Annotated in this window: 19 protein-coding genes; 10 read left to right on the plus strand and 9 right to left on the minus strand. The window is 72.3% G+C overall.

The window, feature by feature from the left end:
• Positions 1-10 precede the first annotated feature (10 nt).
• Entirely contained in the window at positions 11-2,455 is a 2,445-nt protein-coding gene (locus DVS28_RS00695; protein ID WP_164709743.1) for a cell wall-binding repeat-containing protein, read from the minus strand.
• 90 nt (positions 2,456-2,545) lie between these two features.
• Between DVS28_RS00695 and DVS28_RS00700 the strand changes: the two genes are divergently transcribed.
• From DVS28_RS00700 to DVS28_RS00730, 7 genes are read left to right on the plus strand one after another with little or no spacing between them, the layout of a single operon-like run.
• Positions 2,546-3,847, plus strand: coding sequence for a substrate-binding domain-containing protein (locus DVS28_RS00700; protein WP_114589740.1), 1,302 nt, complete (start codon positions 2,546-2,548; stop codon positions 3,845-3,847).
• Positions 3,844-4,620: an ABC transporter ATP-binding protein gene (locus DVS28_RS00705; protein ID WP_114589741.1), complete on the plus strand. Its 777-nt coding sequence runs from the start codon at positions 3,844-3,846 to the stop codon at positions 4,618-4,620. The genes DVS28_RS00700 and DVS28_RS00705 overlap by 4 nt, the downstream gene beginning before the upstream one ends.
• Positions 4,617-5,369, plus strand: a complete 753-nt coding sequence (locus DVS28_RS00710) for an ABC transporter ATP-binding protein (protein WP_114589742.1) — start codon at positions 4,617-4,619, stop codon at positions 5,367-5,369. Before DVS28_RS00705 ends, DVS28_RS00710 begins: the two co-directional genes overlap by 4 nt.
• A complete protein-coding gene (locus DVS28_RS00715; RefSeq protein ID WP_114589743.1) occupies positions 5,366-6,253 on the plus strand; it encodes a branched-chain amino acid ABC transporter permease in 888 nt (295 codons plus the stop codon). Before DVS28_RS00710 ends, DVS28_RS00715 begins: the two co-directional genes overlap by 4 nt.
• Entirely contained in the window at positions 6,250-7,401 is a 1,152-nt protein-coding gene (locus tag DVS28_RS00720) for a branched-chain amino acid ABC transporter permease (protein ID WP_114589744.1), read from the plus strand. The genes DVS28_RS00715 and DVS28_RS00720 overlap by 4 nt, the downstream gene beginning before the upstream one ends.
• Positions 7,398-8,060, plus strand: coding sequence for a TetR/AcrR family transcriptional regulator (locus DVS28_RS00725; RefSeq protein ID WP_114589745.1), 663 nt, complete (start codon positions 7,398-7,400; stop codon positions 8,058-8,060). The genes DVS28_RS00720 and DVS28_RS00725 overlap by 4 nt, the downstream gene beginning before the upstream one ends.
• Positions 8,057-8,965, plus strand: a complete 909-nt coding sequence (locus DVS28_RS00730) for an alpha/beta hydrolase (protein WP_164709744.1) — start codon at positions 8,057-8,059, stop codon at positions 8,963-8,965. Before DVS28_RS00725 ends, DVS28_RS00730 begins: the two co-directional genes overlap by 4 nt.
• A 56-nt stretch (positions 8,966-9,021) precedes the next feature.
• Here the strand turns inward: DVS28_RS00730 and DVS28_RS00735 are convergent, their stop codons facing one another.
• Together DVS28_RS00735 and DVS28_RS00740 are read right to left on the minus strand one after the other, a co-directional pair.
• Positions 9,022-10,806: a sensor histidine kinase gene (locus DVS28_RS00735; RefSeq protein ID WP_114589746.1), complete on the minus strand. Its 1,785-nt coding sequence runs from the start codon at positions 10,804-10,806 to the stop codon at positions 9,022-9,024.
• A gap of 40 nt (positions 10,807-10,846) precedes the next feature.
• Complete coding sequence (locus DVS28_RS00740) at positions 10,847-12,475, minus strand: GGDEF domain-containing protein (RefSeq protein ID WP_164709745.1); 1,629 nt, start codon at positions 12,473-12,475, stop codon at positions 10,847-10,849.
• A 64-nt stretch (positions 12,476-12,539) separates the two neighbouring features.
• Between DVS28_RS00740 and DVS28_RS00750 the strand changes: the two genes are divergently transcribed.
• A complete protein-coding gene (locus DVS28_RS00750) occupies positions 12,540-13,613 on the plus strand; it encodes an ATP-dependent DNA ligase (protein WP_114589749.1) in 1,074 nt (357 codons plus the stop codon).
• Here DVS28_RS00750 and DVS28_RS00755 read toward each other — a convergent pair.
• The 4 genes from DVS28_RS00755 to DVS28_RS00770 all read right to left on the minus strand — a co-directional run bounded on the left by DVS28_RS00755 (position 13,610) and on the right by DVS28_RS00770 (position 18,085).
• Complete coding sequence (locus DVS28_RS00755; RefSeq protein WP_164709746.1) at positions 13,610-15,316, minus strand: RecQ family ATP-dependent DNA helicase; 1,707 nt, start codon at positions 15,314-15,316, stop codon at positions 13,610-13,612. The genes DVS28_RS00750 and DVS28_RS00755 overlap by 4 nt on opposite strands.
• Before the next feature lie 35 nt (positions 15,317-15,351).
• A complete protein-coding gene (locus DVS28_RS00760; protein ID WP_114589751.1) occupies positions 15,352-15,948 on the minus strand; it encodes a DUF2269 family protein in 597 nt (198 codons plus the stop codon).
• A 68-nt stretch (positions 15,949-16,016) separates the two neighbouring features.
• Entirely contained in the window at positions 16,017-17,414 is a 1,398-nt protein-coding gene (locus DVS28_RS28015) for a hypothetical protein (RefSeq protein ID WP_164709748.1), read from the minus strand.
• A complete protein-coding gene (locus tag DVS28_RS00770; RefSeq protein ID WP_114589752.1) occupies positions 17,411-18,085 on the minus strand; it encodes an RNA polymerase sigma factor in 675 nt (224 codons plus the stop codon). The genes DVS28_RS28015 and DVS28_RS00770 overlap by 4 nt, the downstream gene beginning before the upstream one ends.
• A 68-nt stretch (positions 18,086-18,153) precedes the next feature.
• Between DVS28_RS00770 and DVS28_RS00775 the strand changes: the two genes are divergently transcribed.
• Positions 18,154-19,575, plus strand: a complete 1,422-nt coding sequence (locus DVS28_RS00775) for a dihydrolipoyl dehydrogenase family protein (protein ID WP_164709749.1) — start codon at positions 18,154-18,156, stop codon at positions 19,573-19,575.
• 11 nt (positions 19,576-19,586) lie between these two features.
• On the opposite strand, the gene DVS28_RS00780 is transcribed toward DVS28_RS00775, so the two are convergent.
• Positions 19,587-20,108 (minus strand): redoxin domain-containing protein, encoded by a 522-nt coding sequence (locus tag DVS28_RS00780; protein ID WP_114589754.1) that lies wholly within the window; start codon positions 20,106-20,108, stop codon positions 19,587-19,589.
• Between the two features lie 134 nt (positions 20,109-20,242).
• Here DVS28_RS00780 and DVS28_RS00785 point away from each other — a divergent pair, with 134 nt between their 5' ends.
• Positions 20,243-21,169, plus strand: coding sequence for a homogentisate phytyltransferase (locus tag DVS28_RS00785; protein WP_114589755.1), 927 nt, complete (start codon positions 20,243-20,245; stop codon positions 21,167-21,169).
• A gap of 15 nt (positions 21,170-21,184) precedes the next feature.
• Here the strand turns inward: DVS28_RS00785 and DVS28_RS00790 are convergent, their stop codons facing one another.
• Entirely contained in the window at positions 21,185-22,111 is a 927-nt protein-coding gene (locus DVS28_RS00790; RefSeq protein WP_164709750.1) for a UbiA family prenyltransferase, read from the minus strand.
• Positions 22,112-22,120: the final 9 nt, after the last annotated feature.

Below are 22,120 nucleotides of genomic sequence, written 5' to 3' on the forward strand. Positions count from 1 at the left end.
CCGCCGGGGGTCAGCCGGGAAGGATCGTGTCCACCGACGACGGCGTGATGGCGGCCTCGCCTCCCGCGAGGGCAATCCGGGTCACGTCGTGGTCGGCCATCCAGGCCATGGTGGCGTCGGTCGGCGCGGTGCCGTCGACCAGCAGCACGACGTCGCCGGCACGGGCAGCCGCGACGCCGACGGCCAGCGCGTCGGGGAAGTCGCGACCGGTGGCCAGCCACGTGCGGGTCGACTCCAGACCGAGCGCCAGGCTGGCGTCGGCGACGGCAGCGGAGGTGGCGTAGCGATCGGGACCGGCTAACCGGTCGGTCGTGCCCAGGGCGTCGGCGACCTGCGCCGACACCACTGACTCGCCGCCGACGACGGTCACCCGCGCCGGGGCCAGCATCGCCAGCGCGGCCGCGGTCGAGGCAGGCACCGACCCCGTGGGGCCACCGTCCACCAGCAGCAACGGCAGGCCGCCTCGGGCGGCCAGCGCCGACGCGGCAACGGCGTCGGCGAAGGCGTTCCCGTCGACGACCAGCACGCCGTCGGCGGCATCACCGACCTCGGCCGCCAGCAGCGCCGCGGTCTCGTACCGATCGCCCCCACCCACGCGGTGCACGACGAATCCCGCCTCGACCAGCCCGACCTCGACGTCCTCGCCGATCGCCGCCGGCCCACCGACGAGCTGCACCTCGAGCGCGCGGAGGCGGATCAGCTCGGCCACGACCGCCGGGTCCAGGGTGTCGCCGACGAGGAGGATCGGGCTGCCCAGCTGGAACGCCAGCGGGGCGGCGGCCAGCGCGTCGGCGAACCCGCCGGCGGAGGCCACGATCACGCGGTCGGCCGCCTCGAACGTTGCCCGTGACACCGCCAGCGCGGTCGCGACCCGCCCCGGGCCGGCGAGCCGCTGGACACGACCGGGCACGTCGACGGCAACGTGCGCACGATCGGTGGCGCCCGTGTCGTCGGTCACCGTCACCACGATCGTCCGGGGACCGGGGTCGTCGAAGGTGTGGCTGACCAGCCCGTCGGACAGGGCGTCGCCCTCGTCGGTTGTGCCGTCGTCCCAGTCGACCGACCAGCCCGTGATCGTGTGGTCGTCCCATCCGGCCCACGACCGGCGCAGGTCGACCGTGACCGCCCCCTCGTCGGTCACGATCGCCCGCGCCAGCGCGGTCGGCTCGATCGCGTCGTCGGCCGCCGGACACGCGTCGACGGGGCGTCGTTCGGCATCGCCGTCGGCCCGGGTCACCGCCGACAGGTCGAGGGTCTGGTCCGCCAGCGGAGTGCCACCTGCTGGTTGGGCAACCGTCGGTGCCGCCGTGGTCGTCCCGTCAGGGTCCAACCACGTCCCGAACCACTCCAGCGCGGCGGCCTGGGTCCACCAGCGGTCGTAGAAGTAGGCGTGGTTGCCGGCCTGCACCAGCACGGTGCGGTGGTGGGCCAGCGCGTTGGTGCGCGAGGCCAGCAGGGTCGCGTGGTAGTCCTGCACGAGCGTGTCGTCAGCGGCGTAGAAGTGCACCCCCGGCACCCGGTCGACGTCGGCGCCGCCGATGATGCCGTCGACCGCATCGACGGCCGAACCGTGGCGCAGGATGTGGTTGGGCGAGGCGCTGAACTCCTCCCGGGCCCCGACCTCGGCCAGGTAGCCGCAGGGGTCGGGGTTGTTGACGACCGTGGTCAGCAGCGCCGCCGTGGCCACGTCGTTGCGGGTCGACTGGGTTGCCTGGTCGGCCGGTCCCGAGAAGGTCATGACGGCGTCGATGATCCCGTCGTGGTCCTCGGCGAGCGCCAGCAGGGTGTTCTGCGCGCCCTCGGAGAACCCGAGCATGCCGATGGCGGGGACACCCCGGTCGTGCAGCTCCGTCGCCGCGGCGAGGAAGTCCTGCGCCTCCTTCCACCCGATCGTCTGGCCGCGCCGCTCCCCGGAGGGGTGCCACGAGCCGCCCCGGACCCACTCGCGACCCATGTCGCGATGGTCGGGGGCGATCACGCTGTAGCCGTTGGCGGCCAGGAACGCGGCGTACCGGACGATCGAGTGCTTGCCGTTGGTGTTGAAACCCTGGGCCACCACGATCCCCGGGGCACCCGGGACGACCGAGATCATCGCGTGCAGCGGCGTGCCGTCGGCCGAGGTCAGCTGGATCCGGTCGAACGACGCCGGGAAGTCCGCGAACGGCGGCGCCAGATCCGCCAGCGGCGGCTGGTCGGGCACGGGGCCGCTGCAGCACGGGCCGCCGGCCGTGTCGGTCACCGGGAACGCCGCCGGGTAGTCGTCCTCACCGAACGCCGAGTCGGCGCCCTGCGGTTGGTACAGCGGGGTGTACGGCAACGCCAGCAGCCGGTCCACCGTCTCGTCGACGGTGGTGTCGGCCGTCCCGCGCATGACGCCGGACAGGGGCGACACCGGTGGTGGTGGCGTGGCCCCCAGCAACAGCAGGGCAAGGACAAGGACTGCTGACCAGCGCACGTGCGACTCCTACTTGACAGATGAATCACCTCTCATGTTAGTGTCCTGCATCGAGTTGCGTCCACCCCCGATCAACCCCCAGGAGCCACCATGAGGCGTTCGAGCCTGCTCTCCCTGCTTGCTGCATTCCTGCTGCTGTTCACCGTTGCGTGCAGCGGTACCGACGACGCCAGCACGACCGACGACACCGCCACCGACGACGCGGCGGTGGACGACACGGCCGACGACGCCGCGGACGAACCCACCGACGACCCGGCCGACGAGGCCACCGACGACACCGACGAGGCCACGGAGGACGAGGACGCGGACGACGCCGCGGACGAACCTGCCGCGGACGGCGAGCCGATCGTCGTCGGCATCGTCACCTCAACCAGCGGACTGCTCGGCGGCTTCGGCGAGCAGTACCTCGCGGGCCTCGAGGCCGGCATGGACTACGCCACCGACGGCACCCGCGCCGTCAACGGCCGTCCGATCGAGCTGGAGATCGTCGACGACGGCGGCGACGCCGAGCAGGCGATCACCGCGGCCACCGACCTCGTCGGGCAGGGCGTCACCATCCTCGCCGGCACCGTGTCCTCCGGCGTGGCCACCCAGATCGGTCCGTTCGCCGAGGAGAACGACGTCCTCTACATCTCCGGGCCCGCGGCATCCGACGCCATCACCGGGCTCAACAGCCACACCTTCCGGTCCGGCCGCCAGAGCTTCCAGGACGTCGCCACCGCCGCCAGCCTGCTCGACGACGTCGATGGCGGCAGCGTGCTGGTCTTCGCCCAGGACTCCGAGTTCGGTGCCGGCAACGTCGCCGCGGTCGAGGCCGTCCTCGGTGACACCGTCGGCAGCGTCGACTCGCTGCTCGTCCCGCTGAACACCAGCGAGTTCACGCCGTTCGCCCAGCAGGTGATCGACGCCGACCCCGACCTCCTCTTCGTGGCCTGGGCCGGTGACACCGCTCCGGCGATGTGGCAGGCGCTCGAGCAGCAGGGCGTGCCCGAAGCCGTCACGGTCGCCACCGGCCTGGCCGACCGCGCCGTGTGGCCGGTCTACGCCGCCGGCGTGGAGTTCCTGTCCCACTACTTCGCCGAGGCCCCCGACACCGAGGCCAACGCCGCCCTGGTCGAGGCCGTGCCCGAGGCCGACCTGTTCACCCCCGACGGGTTCGTGGCCGCCCAGATGATCGTGCAGGCCCTGACCGAGGGATCGCCCGACGACACCGCCAGCATGATCGCGGCGCTGGAGGGTTGGGAGTTCGACGCCCCCAAGGGCACCCAGACCATCCGGGCCAGCGACCACGCGATGCTGCAGCCGATGTTCACCGCCAGCCTCGACGGCGACACCGCCACCCTGCTGGACACCCTCGACCCCGAGGCGGTCGCCCCGCCCGAGAGCGAATGACCATCGAGTCCGTGCCGGCCCGGTCGACGTCGGTCCTCTCCACCGAGGGCCTTCGTTGGCGGGTCGGCGGGTTCGAGATCATCCGCGGCATCGACCTGGACATCCACGACGGCGAGTTCCTGTCCGTCATCGGCCCCAACGGGGCCGGCAAGTCCAGCCTGATCAACCTGCTGTCGGGTGTCCACACGGCATCCGACGGCAGGATCACGATGCACGGTGAGGACATCACCGGGCTGCGGCCGGCCGACCGGACCCGCCGTGGCATCGGACGCACCTTCCAGACCTCCAGCCTCTTCCCGGGGCTGACGGTGCTGGAGAACGCCCGCCTGGCCGCCCAGGCCGCGCTCGGCGGCAGCCTCGACCTGGTCCGCCGCCCCAAGCGCAACGACCTGGCCACGACCACGGCGCTTGACCGCATCACCGAGGTCGGGCTCGGTGACCGTGCCGACCAGCCGGTCACCGACCTGCCCCATGGCGACAAGAGGAAGCTGGAGATCGCGATCGTGCTGTGCACCGAACCGAAGGTGCTGCTGCTGGACGAACCCACCGCGGGCGTCTCGGCGGAGGAGGTCGGCCCGTTGGTCGACGTCGTCCGCGAGGTGCACGGCCGCGGCCGGACCGTCGTCATGGTGGAGCACCGCATGGAGATCGTCCTGGACGTCAGCGACCGCATCGCCGTGGTGCATCGCGGCGAGCTGCTCGCCTGTGACGTGCCCGGTGTCGTCGTCGCCGACGAACGGGTCCGCGACGCCTACCTGGGAGCCGAGCTGTGACGCCCGCCCCCACCCCCGCGGTCGCACCTCGCAGCGACAGCGCGGCCCGGCCGGCGCTGCAGGTCGACGACCTGCACGTCCACCGCGGGGAAGCCCACGTGCTGCACGGGTTGTCCTTCACCGTGGCGGCCAACCGCGTGACCGCCCTGCTCGGCCGCAACGGTGCCGGCAAGACCACCACGCTGCTCGCGATCCTCGGACTGCTGCCCGGCACCGGATCGGTCACCGTCGACGGCGAGCAGCTGCTGGGCCAGCCGACCCACCGCATCGTCGCCGACGGCATCGGGTACGTGCCGGAGGACCGCGAGGTCTTCAGCGAGCTGACGGTCGCGGAGAACCTCAAGCTGGCCGCCCGCACGCCCGAGGCCGCCGACCGCCTCGACCTCGTCCACGACGTCTTCCCGATCCTCCACGACCGCCGCGCACAGGCGGCCGGGACGCTGTCCGGCGGACAGCAGCAGATGCTGGCGATCGCCCGCGCCCTGCTGAACCCCAACCGGCTGCTGCTGGTCGACGAACCCTCCAAGGGGCTGGCGCCCGCCGTCGTCATCGACGTCGTCGAGGCCCTCGAACGCGCCGCGGCCGAGACGACCATCCTGCTGGTGGAGCAGAACCTGCGGGTGGCCCACCGGCTGGCAGCCGACGTGGTCGTGCTGGACCACGGGACCGTGGTGCACGACGGGGCCATGGCCGACCTGTTCGCCGACGAGGCGTTGACCCAGCGCTACCTGGGGGTGAGCGGCTCGTGAGCACGTTCGTCCTGCTCGTCGCCACCGGCCTGGGACTGGCCGGGCTGTACTTCCTCCTCGCTGCCGGCCTCAGCCTGATCTTCGGCCTGATGGACGTCCTCAACCTGGCCCACGGTGCCTTCTTCGCGCTCGGCGGGTACGCCGCATGGACGGCCATGGACGCCCTCGACGTCATCGAACCCGTCGGGCTGCGGTTCCTCCTCGCCCTCGTCATCGCCGGAGGGGTGGGCTACCTCGTCGGCGTCGTCGTCGAGCGGCTGCTGATCGCCCGCAACTACGGCGACCACCTCGTGCAGATCCTCGTCACCCTCGGCCTCGGCTTCGCCGGGGTGGCCTTCCTCGGGGGGCTCTACAGCTACGACCCCCGATCGTTGGCGCAGCCCGAGTGGTTCGCCGACACCACGACCGTCCTCGGCGCCCGCATCCCCAACAGCCGCATGCTGATCTTCGCGGTGGCCGTCGTCGTGCTGGTCGGCCTCCTGACCTTCCTCAACCGGACCCGGCACGGCCTGATCATCCGGGCCGGCGTGGAGAACCGCCAGATGGTCCAGGCGCTCGGCATCGACGTCGGCCGGTCCTTCACCCTCGTCTTCGGCATCGGCGGCATGCTCGCCGCCATCGGCGGGACGCTCGGTGCCGTCTACTTCAACGGCATCACCCCGGGGCTCGGCACCACCCAGCTGATCTTCGCCTTCATCGTCGTCGTCATCGGCGGACTCGGCTCGATCACCGGGACGGCCATCGCTGCCGTCGTGGTCGCCCTGACCCAGCAGATGGGCAACTTCTACGTCGCCACCGGCGTGGGCGACATCGCCGTCGTGGCCCTGCTCGCGCTGGTGCTGCTGGTCCGTCCGCAGGGCCTGCTCGGAAGGACCGCCCGATGACCGACACCGCCGACACCGCCGACACCGCCGTGCAGCCGACCTCGCCGGCAGCCGCACCCCTGCCCGCCAGCCGCTCGACCTCGACACGGGGTGGCCTGATCGCCCTGGTCGTGGTGGCCGTCCTCGTGGCGCTGCCGTTCGTGGGCGTCCCGATCCCCGGCGTCCTGCCGGGGGAGATATCGAGCCCGGGCAGCCTGCAGGTCCTCGCCATCGGCTTGGTCTTCGCCGGCATCGCCGTCAGCTACGACATCGTCTTCGGCTTCACCGGACTGCTGTCGTTCGGGCATGCCCTCTTCGTCGCCCTCGGGGCCTACGGCACGAACCTGCTGATGGAGTCCACCGGCCTGCCCTACGCCGTGGCCGTCCCCCTGACCGTCGTGCTGGTGGCCGTGATCGCCGCCCTGCTGGGCGGGGTCGCGCTGCGCGTGGGTGGGGTGGCGTTCGCCATGGTCACCCTCGCCTACGCCGAGGTCTTCTCCATCCTGCTGCTCGCCGACCCGCTGCGGATCTCCGGTGGCGAGGAGGGGCTCGCCCTGGTCAGCGACGGCGTCCCCGACCTGCTGCGCGGCGTGGTCAACATCCGCAACCGCTACTGGTTGGCCCTGGTGTTCCTCGTCGTGGCCTACGTCATCGCCCGCATGGTGACCGCATCGCGGGCCGGCCGGGTGTGGGAGGCCATCCGTGAGAACGAGGACCGCGTCGAGCTGCTCGGCCTCAAGCCGCTGCCGTTCAAGCTCGTCTCCTTCGTCATCGGTGCGTCGTTGGCGACCCTCGGCGGCGGGGTGTACCTGCTGCTGGTCCGCGGGGCGAACCCGTCGCTGGCCAGCGCAGACTTCACCCTCGCGCTGCTGGTGATGGTCGTCCTCGGTGGTGCCGGTCGGCTCTGGGGGGCCGCGATCGGCGGCATGCTCTACGGCCTGCTGACCCTCCGGTTGTCTGCCCTGGGTACGTCCGGGGTGCTGGACGGCCTGCCCGATCCGATCGAGGGTGTGCTCTCCGAACCGCTCTTCGTCCTCGGTACGCTCTTCGTGCTGCTGATGTTGTTCGCCCCCGGAGGGATGGCGGGTATCAGCGACCGGCTGCGCAGCACCCTGCGCCGCGCCGACGGTGCTGCTCCCACCACTCGAGCCCCCGGGACCCCGCCATGAGCATCGGACAGACCACACCGATCGACCGCGACGTCGAGCCGGTCGGGGTGGACGGGCAGGCCCTGTCCACCCGTGGGCTGCGGACTCGGCGGAAGCTGATGGACGCGGCGGTCGAGACCTTCGCCGAGGAGGGGTGGCACGACGCGTCGATCGTCAAGATCACCGAGGCCGCCGGGGTCGCGCAGGGGACCTTCTACCGGTACTTCCCGTCCAAGCAGGCCATCTTCGACGAGGTCGTCGTGGACCTGAACCGCCGGGTGCGCCAGGCGATGAGCGAGGGCGCGGCGACGGGCACCACTCGTTCGGAGAAGGAGGAGGGGGGCTTCCGTGCCTTCTTCGAGTTCACCGCCAGGCATCCCGCCCTGTACCGCATCATCCGCCAGGCCGAGTTCGCCTCGCCCGCCGCGTTGCACCTGCACTACGACCGCATCGCCACCGGGTACGTCGACGGGCTCAACGAGGCGATGGACCGTGGCGACATCCTGCGTGGCAACCCCGAGCTGATCGGCTGGATGCTGATGGGCATCGGCGAGATCGTCGGCATGCGCTGGGTGTTGTGGAACGACGCCCGGGAGATCCCAACGGAGGTGTTCGACGAGATGATCGCCTTCATCAGGCGTGGGCTGGGCGCCACCGACGACGTGCCGGACACCACGTGACCCACGACCTCGGCGTCGCGCTGGCGGTCGACGTGCCCGGCGGGCCGCTGGCCTGTCGGTCCTGGGGGGCCGAGGACGGGGCGCTGGTCGTGGCCGTCCACGGCATCACCGCCAACGCCGTCTCGTGGGCGCTGATCGGACAGGCCCTGCGCGGCAGGGGCATCCGGCTGGTCGCCCCCGACCTGCGGGGGAGGGGGGACTCCGCCGACCTCGGGGACGCCTCGATCGGTCGTCACGCCGAGGACGTGTGGGCCATCGCCGACGCGCTCGGCCACGAACGGGCGACGCTGCTCGGCCACTCGATGGGCGGGTTCGTCGTGGCGGTCGCCGCCACTCGTCACCCCGAACGGACACACGCGGTCGTCCTGGTGGACGGTGGCCCGCCGCTGACCGACGAGCCGGTCGCGGAGGACCGGGTGGAGGAGGTCCTGGCGGCCGTCGTCGGTCCCGCCCTCGCACGGCTGGACCGGTCCTTCGTCGACGCGGCCGCCTACCGGGCCCTGTGGGCGAACCACCCGGGCGTGTCGGCCGGCACCCCCGACTGGTTGCTGGACGCCTACGCCGCCCACGACGCGGCACCCACCGGTACCGGCACCGAGGTGCGATGCCGGGTGGTCCGCGAGCAGGTCGTCGCCGACGCCCACGACACGCTGGTCGACACCGAGGTGCTCGAGGCCGTGCGCCGGCTGGCCGTCCCGACGTGGATGCTGGTCGCCGAGCGCGGGTTCACCGACGGGCCCGATCCGCTGTACCCGGACACGGCCGTGCAGCAGATCCGTGACGACAGCGCCCTCCGCGACATCGTCAGGGTCCCGGGCACCAACCACTACACGATCACCACGTCACCCGTGGGCGCCGCAGCGGTCGCCGACGCCGTCGAGCAGGCGGTCCAGGGGGTCGGCTGAGCGGTCGTGTCGTCAGCGGACGTGCGTGCGCTGGGTGGGGAGGCGGTGCGGCGGGGTCAGGCGGTGAGGCTCCGACGAGGCGTCCTCGCGACCGGCTGGGCGAGCGCCGCCGGGAGGGTCAGCCGGCAGCGCGTGCCCAGCCCGGGGGTGCTCGCGATGACCAGCTCGCGATCGTGCAGGCGCAACGTCTCCTTCGCCATCGCCAGGCCCAGCCCGAGGCCTCGGCCACGGGTGTTGATCTGACCTGCGCGGAGGAACGGGGTGCCGAGGCCGTCGAGCACCGCCGGGGGGATGCCCGGACCGCGATCGAGCACCTCGACCTCCACATCGCCGTCCACGGGTCGGGCGGTGACGGCCAGCAGGGTCGCGGCTGGGGTGTACACGGCGACGTTGCGAAGCAGGTCGTCGAGGACCCGGGCCAGCAGGCCACGGTCGGCCATGACGAACACGTCCGTCGTGCCGGAGACCACGACCTGGTGGCGGGCGAGGTCCTCGTCCAGCCCGTCCAGGACGGAGGAGACGAGCTGCCCGAGGTCGACGGCGACGATGTCGGGACGAAGCTGGCCGGCCTGCATGGCCGACAGGTCCAGCATCGTCCTGATGACGCGGCTGAGGTGGTCGACGCTGGCGTTGGACTGCACCAGCAGCTCCTGCCGCGTCCGATCGTCGATGGCGTCCCACTCCGTCGACAACATCCGACCGGCGCCGGCGATCACCGTCAACGGGGTCCGCAGCTCGCGGGAGACGGTCGCCAGGAAGTCGGTCTTCATCGCGTCCAGCTCGGCCAGCCGTTCGTTGGCCTCCTGCTCGGCCCGGAAGCGGTCGGCGTTCTCCAGGGCCTGGGCGGCGAAGCCAGCCAGCAGCTCGAACTCACCGGCCTGGTCCTGCTGGACCAGCCCGCGCTGAGCGGTCCCGCCCAGCAGCACCGCGACCACGACCTCGTCGACCTGGATGGGCACCGCCACGAACTCCACGACGCCCTCCCCACGGATGGGCGCCACCGATGGATCGTCGAGTGGACAGTCCTCGAGCATGATCGTCCGACCCGTGCGGAACACCTCGCCGACCACACCCACGGCCATCGGGATGAGGTCGTGCTCGCCGTCGTCGGTCAGTCCGGTCGCGGCGTCGACGCGACAGCTGTCGTCGTCGACGCGGACGACCAGGGCGGCGGTGTGGAAGCCGAGCTGGCCAAGGGCGGTCAGCACGGCGAGCTTGGCGCGTTCGGGGTCGAGGTCGTGGACGTGGCGGGCCGAGTCGGCGACCTGTGCCAGCAGCGCGGCGTGTCGTTCGGCACGATCGCGTGCGGCCGCGTGTCCGGCAGCGGCGTCGAGCAGTTCGCGGGACAGGAACGAGCTCATCCACGCGATCAGGCCCAGCAGCATCAGCCGTTCGGCGACGTCGGCGACGGCAGGCATCGTGTCGGTGACCGCCCCCACCGCCAGGTAACACGTGACGGTGAAGGCGACCAGGGTGCCCTGACCGCTCAACGGATAGGACGCCGCGAAGAACACCGTCGTCAGCGCATAGGTCCAGAACAGCGGGGAGTCGGCACCCCCGGTGGGGACCAGGAGGGCGGTGACCAGGAGGATGTCCCCGATCGACCACAGGTACAGCAGGTGGTGTCCCCAGCCCCGGTCGATGAGCGACGGCCACGGCAGCCGGCCGATGACCAGCGCACCGGCTGCGGTGACGGCGACGACGGCGAGGTAGGCCGTGCGGTCGTGCACCGGGGTTCCGGGCAGCCACGGCAGCATGACGAAAAGCGCAACCATCGCAACGGTGACGAGGACACCGATGCGGACGGTGCGCAGGAGGTAGTCCTTGAGCTGGGTGTCCATGGGGATGCTGTGCCGGTCGGGTGGGACGGGGGGTTGGTCCTCAGTGCTCCGGATCGGCAGGCACAGCGGCAGTCTGAGCCGACGCGACGTAGGCGCGGTGGGCACCGCGGCCGCCCCGCTTCACCTCGTACAGGGCGATGTCGGCCTTCATCAGGAGGTCGGTCACGTCGAGCGGGCCCACGCAGGTGGCGATGCCGACGCTGATCGACAGCGACACCGGATCGGCGTCGGTCGGGATCCGCTGGCGCCGGACGTCGTCGATCAGCCGCTGTGCGGCGAGGCCGGCCTGCGCGCCCGGGTCGCTCAGGTCGTGGGCGAGGACGACGAACTCGTCACCGCCGAGGCGAGCGGCGATGGCGTCGCCGGGCAGCGCCGCGGCAGCACGTCGGGCGGCTGCGGCGACCGCCTGCAGGGCGTCGTCGCCCACCGCATGGCCGTAGCGGTCGTTGATGCCCTTGAAGTGGTCGAGGTCGAACAGCAGCAGGGCGTGGGCATCCCGGTCGGGCGCCACCGTCGCCGTGGCGTGTTCCTGCAGGCCCCGTCGGTTGGCGATCCCGGTCAGCTGGTCGACCAGGGCAGCCCGGCGCCAGCCGATGACGCGTCCCCACTGCACCCGACCGATGCGCACGGCGACGACGACCAGCGCAGCGGCCAGCAGCACCCCGCCGACGACGACGGCGGCGCGTCGGTCGCGCAGGGCGACGGCGTCTGCCCGGGAGGCGTCAGCGCGGTCCTGGAGGGCGGACTGCACGAACGGGTCGACGCGGTCCGACACCGCTCGGGCGGCGTCCCGCAGGTCGGCGAGGGCGACGGGCGAGGCCTGGACCGTGCGAGTGGGCCAGTCGCGGACCCAGGCGTCGAACGCCAGCAGCGTGGCCACGTCCTCCCCCGTGCTGGTCAGCGCGACGAGCCCGGTCCACAGCTCGGGCTGATGGGTCCGCAGGTTGGCGTCCTGGACGAACGGGGAGGGCAGCATCGCGTCGTCGGCGAGCCATCCGCCGTCCCCGCTGGTGATGTAGGCCTCGGAGGTGTCGAAGTAGCCGTCGGTCCACGTCGCCGCGACGCGGTCGTGCGGGGTCAACCAGGCCACGTCCAGCGCGTCGTTGACGACCAGGTGGGGCAGGGACGCGTGCACGACGAGGTCGGCCAGCGCCAGCAGCTCGACGTTGCTGGCGAGGGCCGACTCGAGGATCAGCTCGGCGTCGGTGACGAGGTCCAGGACCTCGTCGGGGTGGGGGTGCTCGTCGGGGGTGGCGGGCAGCTCGGCGATCAGGTCCGCCACGGTGTCGGCGGTGGGGCCGACGATCGGATCGTCGAGCACGCTGTCCAGCCATGCCTCGGCCCGGACGACCGCGTCGGCCCGGGCCTCGGCCGCTGCGGCGACGTCCGGCCCCGAGGGGCCCTCACTGGACGGTGACGACAGGCCCTCGGCCACGAGCGCGTTGAGCTCCCGGAGGGCCGCCTGGTCGACGCGATGCACCGTCGCGACCAGCTCGGCCCAGCGGGCGTCCTGCTCGGCGGCGGTGGCGGTGCGGGACTGGCCGGTCGCCCAGACCAACGGTCCGACGGCCAGGACCGCTGCGGCCACGGCAGCGCCGATCACCAGGGCAGGTCCCCGTCGGCCGGTTGCGGTGCGTTCGGTACGGCCGGGCTGGTCGGGGGTGGTCATCCCTTCGAGGATCGGCGGCTGCAGCGCCGGCCTGAGGGCTCGGCGGGACGGTAGCCTCGCCTCAGTGGACCTTCCCGTCATGCCGCCCCTCAAGCCGATGCTGGCCAAGCCGTCGAAGACGCTGCCCGACGGCGAGCTGTCGTTCGAACCCAAGTGGGACGGGTTCCGCTGCATCGTCTTCCGGGACGGTGACGAGGTCGTCATGGGGTCGCGCAACACCAAGTCGCTCAACCGGTACTTCCCGGACCTGCTCGAACCGTTCCGGGCCAGCCTGCCCGACCGTTGTGTCGTGGACGGCGAGGTCATCGTCGCCATCGACGGGGTGCTGGACTTCGACGCGCTCGGCCAACGCATCCATCCGGCCGAGTCCCGGGTCACGATGCTGGCGGAGCGGACGCCGGCGGACTTCATCGCCTTCGACGTGCTGGCGCTGGGCGATGCGTCCTTGATGGATGCCCCCTTCACCGAGCGGCGCGTCCGGCTGGAGGCGATCGCCGACGGGTTCGCCCCACCGGTGCACCTCGCCCCGGCAACCCGCGATCGCACCCTCGCCCTGCAGTGGTTCGAGCGGTTCGAGGGGGCGGGCCTCGACGGCCTGATCCTCAAGCCGGTCAACGACCCCTACGTGCCCGACAAGCGAACGCAGCTGAAGCTCAAGCACGTCCGTTCCGCCGACTGCGTCGTGGCCGGCTACCGCATCCACAAGTCCGGTGACGGCGTCGGCTCGTTGATCCTCGGGCTGTTCTCGCCGGAGGGGCAGCTGTGGCACGTGGGCGTCGCCGCGAGCTTCACCGCCAAGAAGCGGGTCGAGCTGCTGGAGGAGGTGGCCGACTTGGTCCTGGAGGACCGCTCGGCCCACCCGTGGTCGGCCTGGATGGACGCGGAGGCCAACGCCGACGGGTCCATGCCGGGCGCGCCGAACCGGTGGAGCGGCGCCAACGGCCGTGACCACTCGTGGATCCCGCTGCGTCCCGAGCGGGTGGTGGAGGTCTCCTACAGCTGGGCCACGTCCGGCCGGTTCCGCGGGACGACGAAGATGCTGCGCTGGCGGCCCGACCGCGACCCGGAGTCGTGCTCGACCGAGCAGCTGGCCGAACCCGAACCGGTGCCGATCAGCGAGGTCCTGGGGGCGCGTTAGTCGGCCGGGCCGACCAGCAGGTCGTTGTCGGCGAGGACCTTCGCGGAGAGGGAACGGTGGCCGACCTCGTCGAAGACCACGGTCAGCCGGTCGCCGTCGACGCCCTCGACGATCCCCTCGCCGAACGAGCGGTGGCGCACCTCCTGCCCCGTGCGGAACCCGTGCGCCGGATCGGCCTCGGATGGGTGGGCCTCGGCGTGCCCGGGCCGCTCGCACACGTCGCAGCGGCCGCAGTCGCCGTCGATGTCGGCACCGAAGTAGCTGGCGATGAACCGCCACCTGCAGCTGGAGGTGTCGAGGTACTGGGCCAGCATCTGGCGGGCCGACCGGGACAGGCTCTGGTCGCGTTCGTGCAGCCCGTGTGCCCGCTCGACGGCGTCCTCCGGGTCGGTCCCGTCGGTCCACGACAGCTGGCCCTCGTGGTCGACGTGGACCGCGTCGAGCCGTGAGAGGTGTTCGACGACGATCATCAGGTGGGTGCGGGGCAGGCCGAGGTCGTCCCTGATCGCCTCGACCTCCACGGGCTGGTCGATGGCGGACACCCCGCGGACGACCCGGTCGAACGTCGATCGTTCCACGACGGTCGTGCCGCCCTGGAAGGCACGTGCGCTGCCGTCGGCCACGGTCCGCACGAGCACGGCGTCGGCCGGCTCGCCGTCGCGGCCGGCACGACCGAGCTCCTGGTAGTAGCTGTCGAGGGAGTCGGGGGCCTGGTGGTGCACGACGAACCGCACATCGGGCCGGTCGATACCCATCCCGAAGGCGGTGGTGGCGACGACGACCATGTGTTCTCCACTGGAGAACCGGCGTTCGACGTCCTCGCGCTCGTCCCGGGACAAGCCCGCGTGGTAGGCGACGGCGGGCCGGTCCGGACGGTCGATCCGGGCGGCCATGTCCGCTGCCCCGGCGCGGGTGGGGACGTAGACGATGCCGGTGCCGTCCAGCCGCTCGGCCTGCTCGACCGCGAGGTCGAACGCGCGGTCGCGCTCGGCGGTGTCGACGACCTCCAGGCGGATGTTGGGCCGCAGGACCCCGGCGGTGACCACGACCGGGTCCTCCATGCGCAGCTCCTCCGCGATCTCCCGTCGGACCGGCGGCGACGCGGTGGCGGTCAGGGCCAGCACCGGCGGATCGCCCAGCGCGTGGCGTCGTTCGCCGAGCATCAGGTACTCGGGACGGAAGTCGTGCCCCCAGCTGGCGATGCAGTGGGCTTCGTCGACGACCATCAGCGCCACGCCGATCTCGGCCAGGCGGGACAGGGTGTCGGGGTTGGCCAGCTGCTCGGGCGCCATGAGCAGGAACCGGACCTCGCCCGCCTCGGCGGCGTCCAGCAGCTCGCGGTGTTCCTTCGTGGTCAGCGTGGAGTTCAGGGCCCGCGCCCCACCCATGCGGCCGTCGAGCGCGGCGATCTGGTCGCGTTGCAGGGCCAGCAGCGGCGAGATGACGATGACCGTGCCGGAGGCCAGCGACCCGGCCAGCTGGTAGATCGCGGACTTGCCCGACCCGGTCGGCATGACGGCCAGGACGTCGCGGCCGGCCACCACGGCGCTGGCGGCCTCGGCCTGACCGGGACGGAGCTCGTCGTGGCCGAGGGCGGCCCGAGCCACCGCCTCCAGCAGCAGCTCGCGTTCCTCGTCGGCAGGGACGTGGTCGTCGGCGGTCTGATCGGCGGTGCGCTCGTCGGCGGCGTGGTTGTCGGACACGCGGAGGGGATGCCCGCGGGCACCCCTCCTCAACCTCAGGGCTTGATGACCATCAGCACGATGGCGACGAACAGCAGGAGGGTGTTGACGGTGGACCACATGGCGATCTGCTTGCTCGCGCCCTCGGCGGCGGCGACGTCGCCACCCTCGTAGCCGGCGGCGATCTGCTCGCTCAGCGGCTTGAACTTCACCGGGCCGAGGACGGCGGACACGATGATGGCGAGGAACCCGAAGGACACCCAGATCGACTCGAACTGGAAGTCGCCGACCACGACGAGGCCGATGCCCGTCAGCAGGGTGAGGATGGCCACCGGCATGTAGACCTGCGTCCCAAGGTTGACCTCGGACCGGGCCAGCGTGGCCTTGGCCGACATGTCGTTGGTCCCCGCGATCTTGGCGTTGATCACGCCGTTCATGATCGAGCCGCCGAACCACACGGCGATGGCGGCGATGTGGACGATCAGCAGGACGTTGCGCACGACTGGCTCCTCGGGGATGGCGGGATGGGCGTGCGACGGATCATGCCTCGTGATCGCCACATCGACGACCACACCGACCAGCCCCTCGTGCTCGGTTGGCTCGGCTCGCGGGGGCTGGCGCGTACCGGCGCGATCGGGGCCCAACTCGCCCATACGTGGTTCAGGCCCCGATCGCGCCGATCGACGCGTCGCCGGCGGTCACCCGGCGCGAGGTCGGGACGTCAGGCGGTGACGGGGCCGCGGAAGAGGGTGGTGCAGCCGTTCGGCGTCGCGACGAGGACGTCGGCTCGGTCCAGCTCGGGGGTGCCGCGGACGACCAGGTAGGCAACCGCGTCCTGCCCGTCGTGCACGACCGACTCGACGGCTGCCACGACCGCCGGGGTGTCGCCGGCCAACGCCTCGTCCAGGCAGGCCGCCGGGTGGGCGCCCGAGGTGAACGACGCCGACTTCTCCACCACCGCACGGTGCTCGGCCGCCCGGTCACGGGCCTCCTCCTCCGGCAGGCCGAGCAGCTGGTGCGTCTCCTCCCGCCCGCCGAACCACGCGCGGACGTCGTCGTCGGTGGGCAGGTCGGCACGGCTGTCGGCGACCGTCGGGCGGGAGGGGGGCGCGGCCGGAGCGGCCTCCGGCTGGGGTTGGCCGTCCGCGGGGGCGTCGCCCTCGTCGCCTGCCGCCGGGGGCGGGGCGCCGGGGTCGTCGGGCTGGGCGGTGGTGTCGCCCTCCTCGGTCGGACCGCCACCGGACCCCGCGGCATCCTCCGTGGGCTGGGGGTCCACACCCTGGGCAGGGGTCGGGGCCGGCGCCGGGGTCGGAGGAGCGGGGGTCGGGTCCCCGTCCCCGTCGCCGTCCTCGGCAGCCGTCGGGCCGGTGGCCGCCACGGGAGGGGAGGGGGCACCTGCGCCGTCACCGGTGTCCGCGGGCTCCGGGGCGCCGTTGGTCGAACCGCCGGCTGGTCCCGGCGTGGCAGCCGGCCCCGCGGGTACGTCCTCGGCGACCCCCTCGTCCTGGCTGGGGCCGGCCTCGGTGGGTTGGGCGCCGTCGTCGACATCACTGTCCTCGTCGTCGCCGCCCGTGGCGGAGGACGGCTCGGGGTCGGTCGAGGCGGGGTCGACGAGCCCCTCCTCGCCGGGGCCGGACGGTTCGGTGTCGTGGGTCGCGACGTCCGGATCCGGGGGCAGGACGCGGTCGGTGCCATCGCGCAGCGTCCGGACCAGCAGGCCACCGCTGGCCACGACCAGCAGCAGCACGGCCAGGCCCGACGTCAGCCGTTGCAGGCGACGGCCGGTGCGCGGGGCGCCGGGACGTCCGGCGTCCCGGCGTCCAGCCGGTCGCTGGGACACCGCTGGCGGTGGGGTGGGTGCCTCGGGCGCGGCAGGCACCGGGGTGGCAGGTGCGGCCAGGCCCAGCGCCGCGGCCAGGCCGGCGTCCAACGACTCGGCGAAGTCGGCGGGTGGCGGGTCGGCTGCGGCCATCGCGAGCCCGGCGAGGACTCCGGCCAATGCGTCGGCGCGGGCCGCCACCGCAGGGTCGGATTCCACGGCAGCGCTGACCTCGGCGTCGGCGATCGGGTCGAGGTCGCCGGCCAGCCAGGCCGTCAGCTGTGCGTCGGAGGGCGTCATGATGGGGAAGGAGGGTCTGGACTTGGATGCACGGGTGGGCCGGAAGGTTCCATCCGATCCACATCCGTGTCGGTGATTCGGTCGGCGGATCGATCGGCGTCGTCGAGCGCACGGGCGACCTGGGCGAGGCCGCGGTGCACTCGTGACTTGATGGTCCCGACCGCCGCCCCCGTGTGTTCGGCGATCTCGACGTAGGTGTAGCCGTAGTAGGAGTGCAGCACGACGGCCTGCCGATGGTCCTCGTTGAGCGTCTCCAGCGCACGGGACAGGTCCATGCCCAGCTCCAGCGCCCGGACGTCGTCGTCGGCGGTGCCGGTCCAGTCGGGGTCGAACGCGACGGTCTTCGGCCGCCGCTCGCGCTTGCGGGTGATGTCGTGGCAGGTGTTGGCGGCGATCCGGTACAGCCACGTGGTGAACAACGACCGACCCGTGAAGGTACCGGCGCCCCGATGAAGGGCGAGGAACGTCTCCTGCGTGGCGTCCTGGGCGTCGGTCGGATCGCGGAAGTACCGCAGGCAGATGGCGTGTACCCGGTCGCGGTGCCGGTGGACCAGCGCGGTGAAGGCCGCGTGATCACCGTGTGCTGCCGCGCGAAGCAGCACCTCGTCGGTCGGCTCGCCGTTCGAGGTGGTGCCGGCCGTCTCGGCGCGTGCCCCTTCCTCCTGCGTCACTGCTGCGAAAAGCTACGCGACCGACGGGCAGGCGTTGGATGACCCCCTCGACGGGTATCACCGGTGCCATGCCCACAACCGACCTGCCCGACCACGTTCGCGTCGCCGTCCTCGGTGGTGGATCGGCCGCCGAACGGCTTGCTGGCCTCCTTGCTGGCGAAGGGGTCGCCGTTGCCGTTGTCGAGCGCCACCTCGTCGGTGGCGAGTGCCCCTACTACGCCTGCATCCCCTCCAAGGTCATGCTGCTGACGGCCGCGGCGCGGACGGCCATCGGTCGGGCCCACGACATCGGTGCCGCCGATGCGCCGCTGGACCGGGGAGACGGTGCCGAGGCCTACCGCATCGCCGCCGGACGACGCGACGACGCGGCCGCCGACCACGACGACGCCGACCACGTCCGATCACTGCGGGACAAGGGCGTGCACGTGATCCGCGGCGAGGGACGGGTGTGCGAACCGGGACGGCTGGCCGTCGACACCGGCGAGGACAGCCACGAGCTGCGCTACGACGAGCTGGTCCTCGCAACCGGGTCCACCGTCGTCGTGCCCGACATCCCCGGCCTGGCCGAGGCCGAGCCGTGGACGTTCGTGGAGGCATGGACGGCCACCGAACGGCCGGCCTCGATGCTGGTCATCGGCGGCGGTGCCGTCGGTTGCGAGATCGCCCAGGCCCATGCCCGCTTCGGGACGTCGGTCACCCTCGTGGAGGGCGAGGAGCTGATGGGCGGCGGGGTCGAGCCCGAGACTGCCGAGGACCTGGTGGCGTTGTTGCGGGCAGACGGCGTGGACGTGCGGACCCATGCCGAGGTCAGCGGGGTCGACGCCGCTGGACAGGGGTGGCGGGCGACGCTCGCGGATGGCGGCACCGTCACCGTCGAGCGGATCGTCGTGGCGACCGGCAAGCGCCCGGTGGTCGACGGCCTCGGCCTGGAGCACCTCGGGTTGGACCCCGACGACCTCGCGGACGGACACCTGACCATCGACGATGCCTGCCGGGTGGTGGATGCTGACCACCTGTGGGCCATCGGTGACGTCGCCGGCATCGAGCCCTTCACCCACACCGCCAACTACCAGGGGTGGGTGACCGCCCAGAACCTGCTGGGACGGCCGACGACGGCGGACCACAGCGGCATCCCCCGAACCGTCTACACCGCACCCGAGCTGGCGGCGGTCGGCATGACCCGTGCCGAGGCGGAGGAGGCGGGGCACGACGTCGTGCATGTCGTGTTCGACCTCGCCGACACCGCTCGGGGCAGCGTCGACCCGGCGGATGCCGGCCGGCTGGTGCTGGTCGCCGACCGGTCCTCCCGGCTGCTGCTCGGGGCGTCGTTGCTGGCCCCCGCGGCCGGCGAGTCGATCAGCGAGTTCGCGCTGGCCATCCGGGCCGAGATCGGGGTGGACCTGCTCGCCGAGCTGGTCCACCCGTTCCCGACGTGGTCGGAGGGGTTCGGCTACGCCCTCCACCGGCTGCGGAAGGCGGTGGGGGCGTGATGGCCGATCCCTCAGCTGGCGCGGCCTCGGGAGGGATAGTCGTTGTCCTTGATCCAGCCGATGGCCTTCACCAGCTCCTCGGGGTCGGGGCGACCCCACGGCATGGAGGTGACCGCGGCGTAGAACAACGAGCGGTCCGGCCCGACCAGGAACAGGCCCGGTTCGCTGAACCGTGCGGGTTCGCCGTCCTTGATGGCGGTGGAGATGTAGAGGCCCCATGTGCGGGCGTCGTCCTCGGTGAGTCCGTAGCCGACTGGCAGGTGCTCGATGCCCCACTCCTCCACCGACTCCGTCGCCCGGGCCTGCGTATCCATGCTGAGGGCGATGGGCTCGACCCCCAGGTCGGCGAAGTCGCCGGCCATGCGGTCCAGCTTCCGGTTGTAGCTGCGGCAGACCGGGCAGTGCAGGCCGCGGTAGAACACCAGCATGGAGAAGGCGTCCGGGGTCTGGTCAGCAAGCTTCCAGCTGCCACCGCCGACGAGGTCGACGTTCAGGTCTGGCGCGGGCTGGCCGGGAGTCGGTCGGTCGATCATGGTGAGGGATCCTCGGGTGTCGATGGGCGTACCGTCGTGATGCCCGTCGGGGACGGTCGGTCACACGTGGCCTGTGTCGCGAAGGCGCGGTGTGTGCGCGGCCGGCGTGATGGAGGAGCGCGGGCGGTGGGCTCGTGGTGACCCCGGCCGCCGCCGAACCGCGAGGGCCGCTGGCCGTCCTCGTCGCCTTCGGTCGTCCGCACACGCTGATCGGCACGACGCTGGCCACCGTGGTGCTGTGGGCCATGGCGCTCGCGCTGCTCGACGTCGGTGTCCTCGACGGCCTGCCGACGTTGGTGGTGACCCTCGTGGCGGCGCTGGCAACCAACGTCTTCATCGTCGGCATCAACCAGATGACCGACGTCGAGATCGATCGGATCAACAAACCCGAGCTGCCGGTCGCGGCCGGGGACCTCAGCGTGTCTGCCGGATGGTCCCTGGTCGGGGGCACCGCCGTCCTTGCCGTCGTCCTCGCCGCGTTCAGCGGCCCCTACCTGCTGGCCGCCATCGTGGTCGGCCTCCTCGTCGGTGCGGCCTACTCCCTGCCGCCGGTCCGCCTGAAGCGATTCCACCTGGGGGCCGCCGCCGCCATCACCTCGGTCCGGGCGGTCGTGGTCAACCTGCTGCTGTTCGCCCACTTCACCGACGTGCTCGGCAACGGACCGTCGGTGCCCCGGTACGTGTGGGCGCTCACGGGGATGGTGCTGGGGCTGACCATCGCCATCGCCTGGTTCAAGGACGTGCCGGACATGGTCGGCGACGCCCGGCACGGCATCGCCACACTGGTCCTGCGGCTGGGGGTCCGTCGGGTCCTGGCGCTGGGCCTGGGCATCCTCGTGGCCTGCTACGTCTCGATCGTCGCGGCCGGCATCGTGGGCCTCGACGGCGTCAACGGCCCAGCACTCGCGGTCGGCCACGTCGGGCTGCTGGGCGCAACGGTCGCGATCACCCGACGTATCCACCTCTCCGACCCGTCGACCCTCGTCGTCTTCTACCGCGACATCTGGCGGTTGTTCTTCGCGGAGTACCTCGTCTTCGGCGCGGCGGTGCTGCTGGCCTGAACCCGGCCGGCATGCTCAGCCGGTCAGCCCGGATCCCTGCGCGACCAGCGTGCCCACCAGCAGCAGCCCCGTCGCCATGCTCAGGCGGAAGGCCAGCCCCGGCCGGCCGGCCCGATGGCTCGCGACGACACCCACGAGCAGCGTGGCGACGACCGCCATGCCGAGGACCGCGCCGACGCCGACCGCCTGACCACCCCGCACCGCCGCCCCGAACAACGCGCTCGCTGATCCGACGCCGAGGAAGGTCACCGCCATGGCTGCCGCGCCAGCGGACCCCAACCGTTGCGGCAGCCCGCCGATGCCCTGCGCCCGGTCGCGCTCGAGGTCGGGCAGCACGTTCGCGGCGTGCACGCCAGCGCCGAAGCACGCGGCGGCAACCACGGCCCACCACGCCGGCCACCCGGCGTCGGCGGTCGTGGTGACGACCACCGGCAGCAGGCCGAACGCCACCAGGTAGCTGACCGGGCTCCACGCCGTTCCCTTCAACCCGGCGTTGTAGGCCCACGCCACGGCGACGGCCACCAGGTGCAGGCCACCGGGGAGCGGGCCCAGCCACACCGAGGTGACGACGGTGACGGCCAGCGCACCCATCGCAGCCCGGCGCACCGCCGTCTGCGTCACCGAGCCGACGGCGGCCGGCTTGTCGGTCCGCCCGTCGTCGCGCCCCTGCCGCGCATCGATCCAGTCGTTGGACCACCCCACCGACAGCTGACCGCTGAGGACCGCCACGACGAGCAGGGCCAGGCGCGGACCGCCGACCCCCACGCCCACGGCAAGCCCCGCGGTGACGACCACGACGACGACGGACGGCTCGAGGTGCGCGGCACGAAGCAGATCCGGGATCGAGGATCCGGAAGCTCGTGCGATCGGCGCACCTCCGTCGGTGTGGGCGACGGGACGCAGGCTACGCGAGGACGGTTCGGTGACGGCAGGGATGGGCATTCCTGCCCC

The sequence above is a fragment of the Euzebya pacifica genome (genome assembly GCF_003344865.1).
GTDB lineage: Bacteria > Actinomycetota > Nitriliruptoria > Euzebyales > Euzebyaceae > Euzebya > Euzebya pacifica.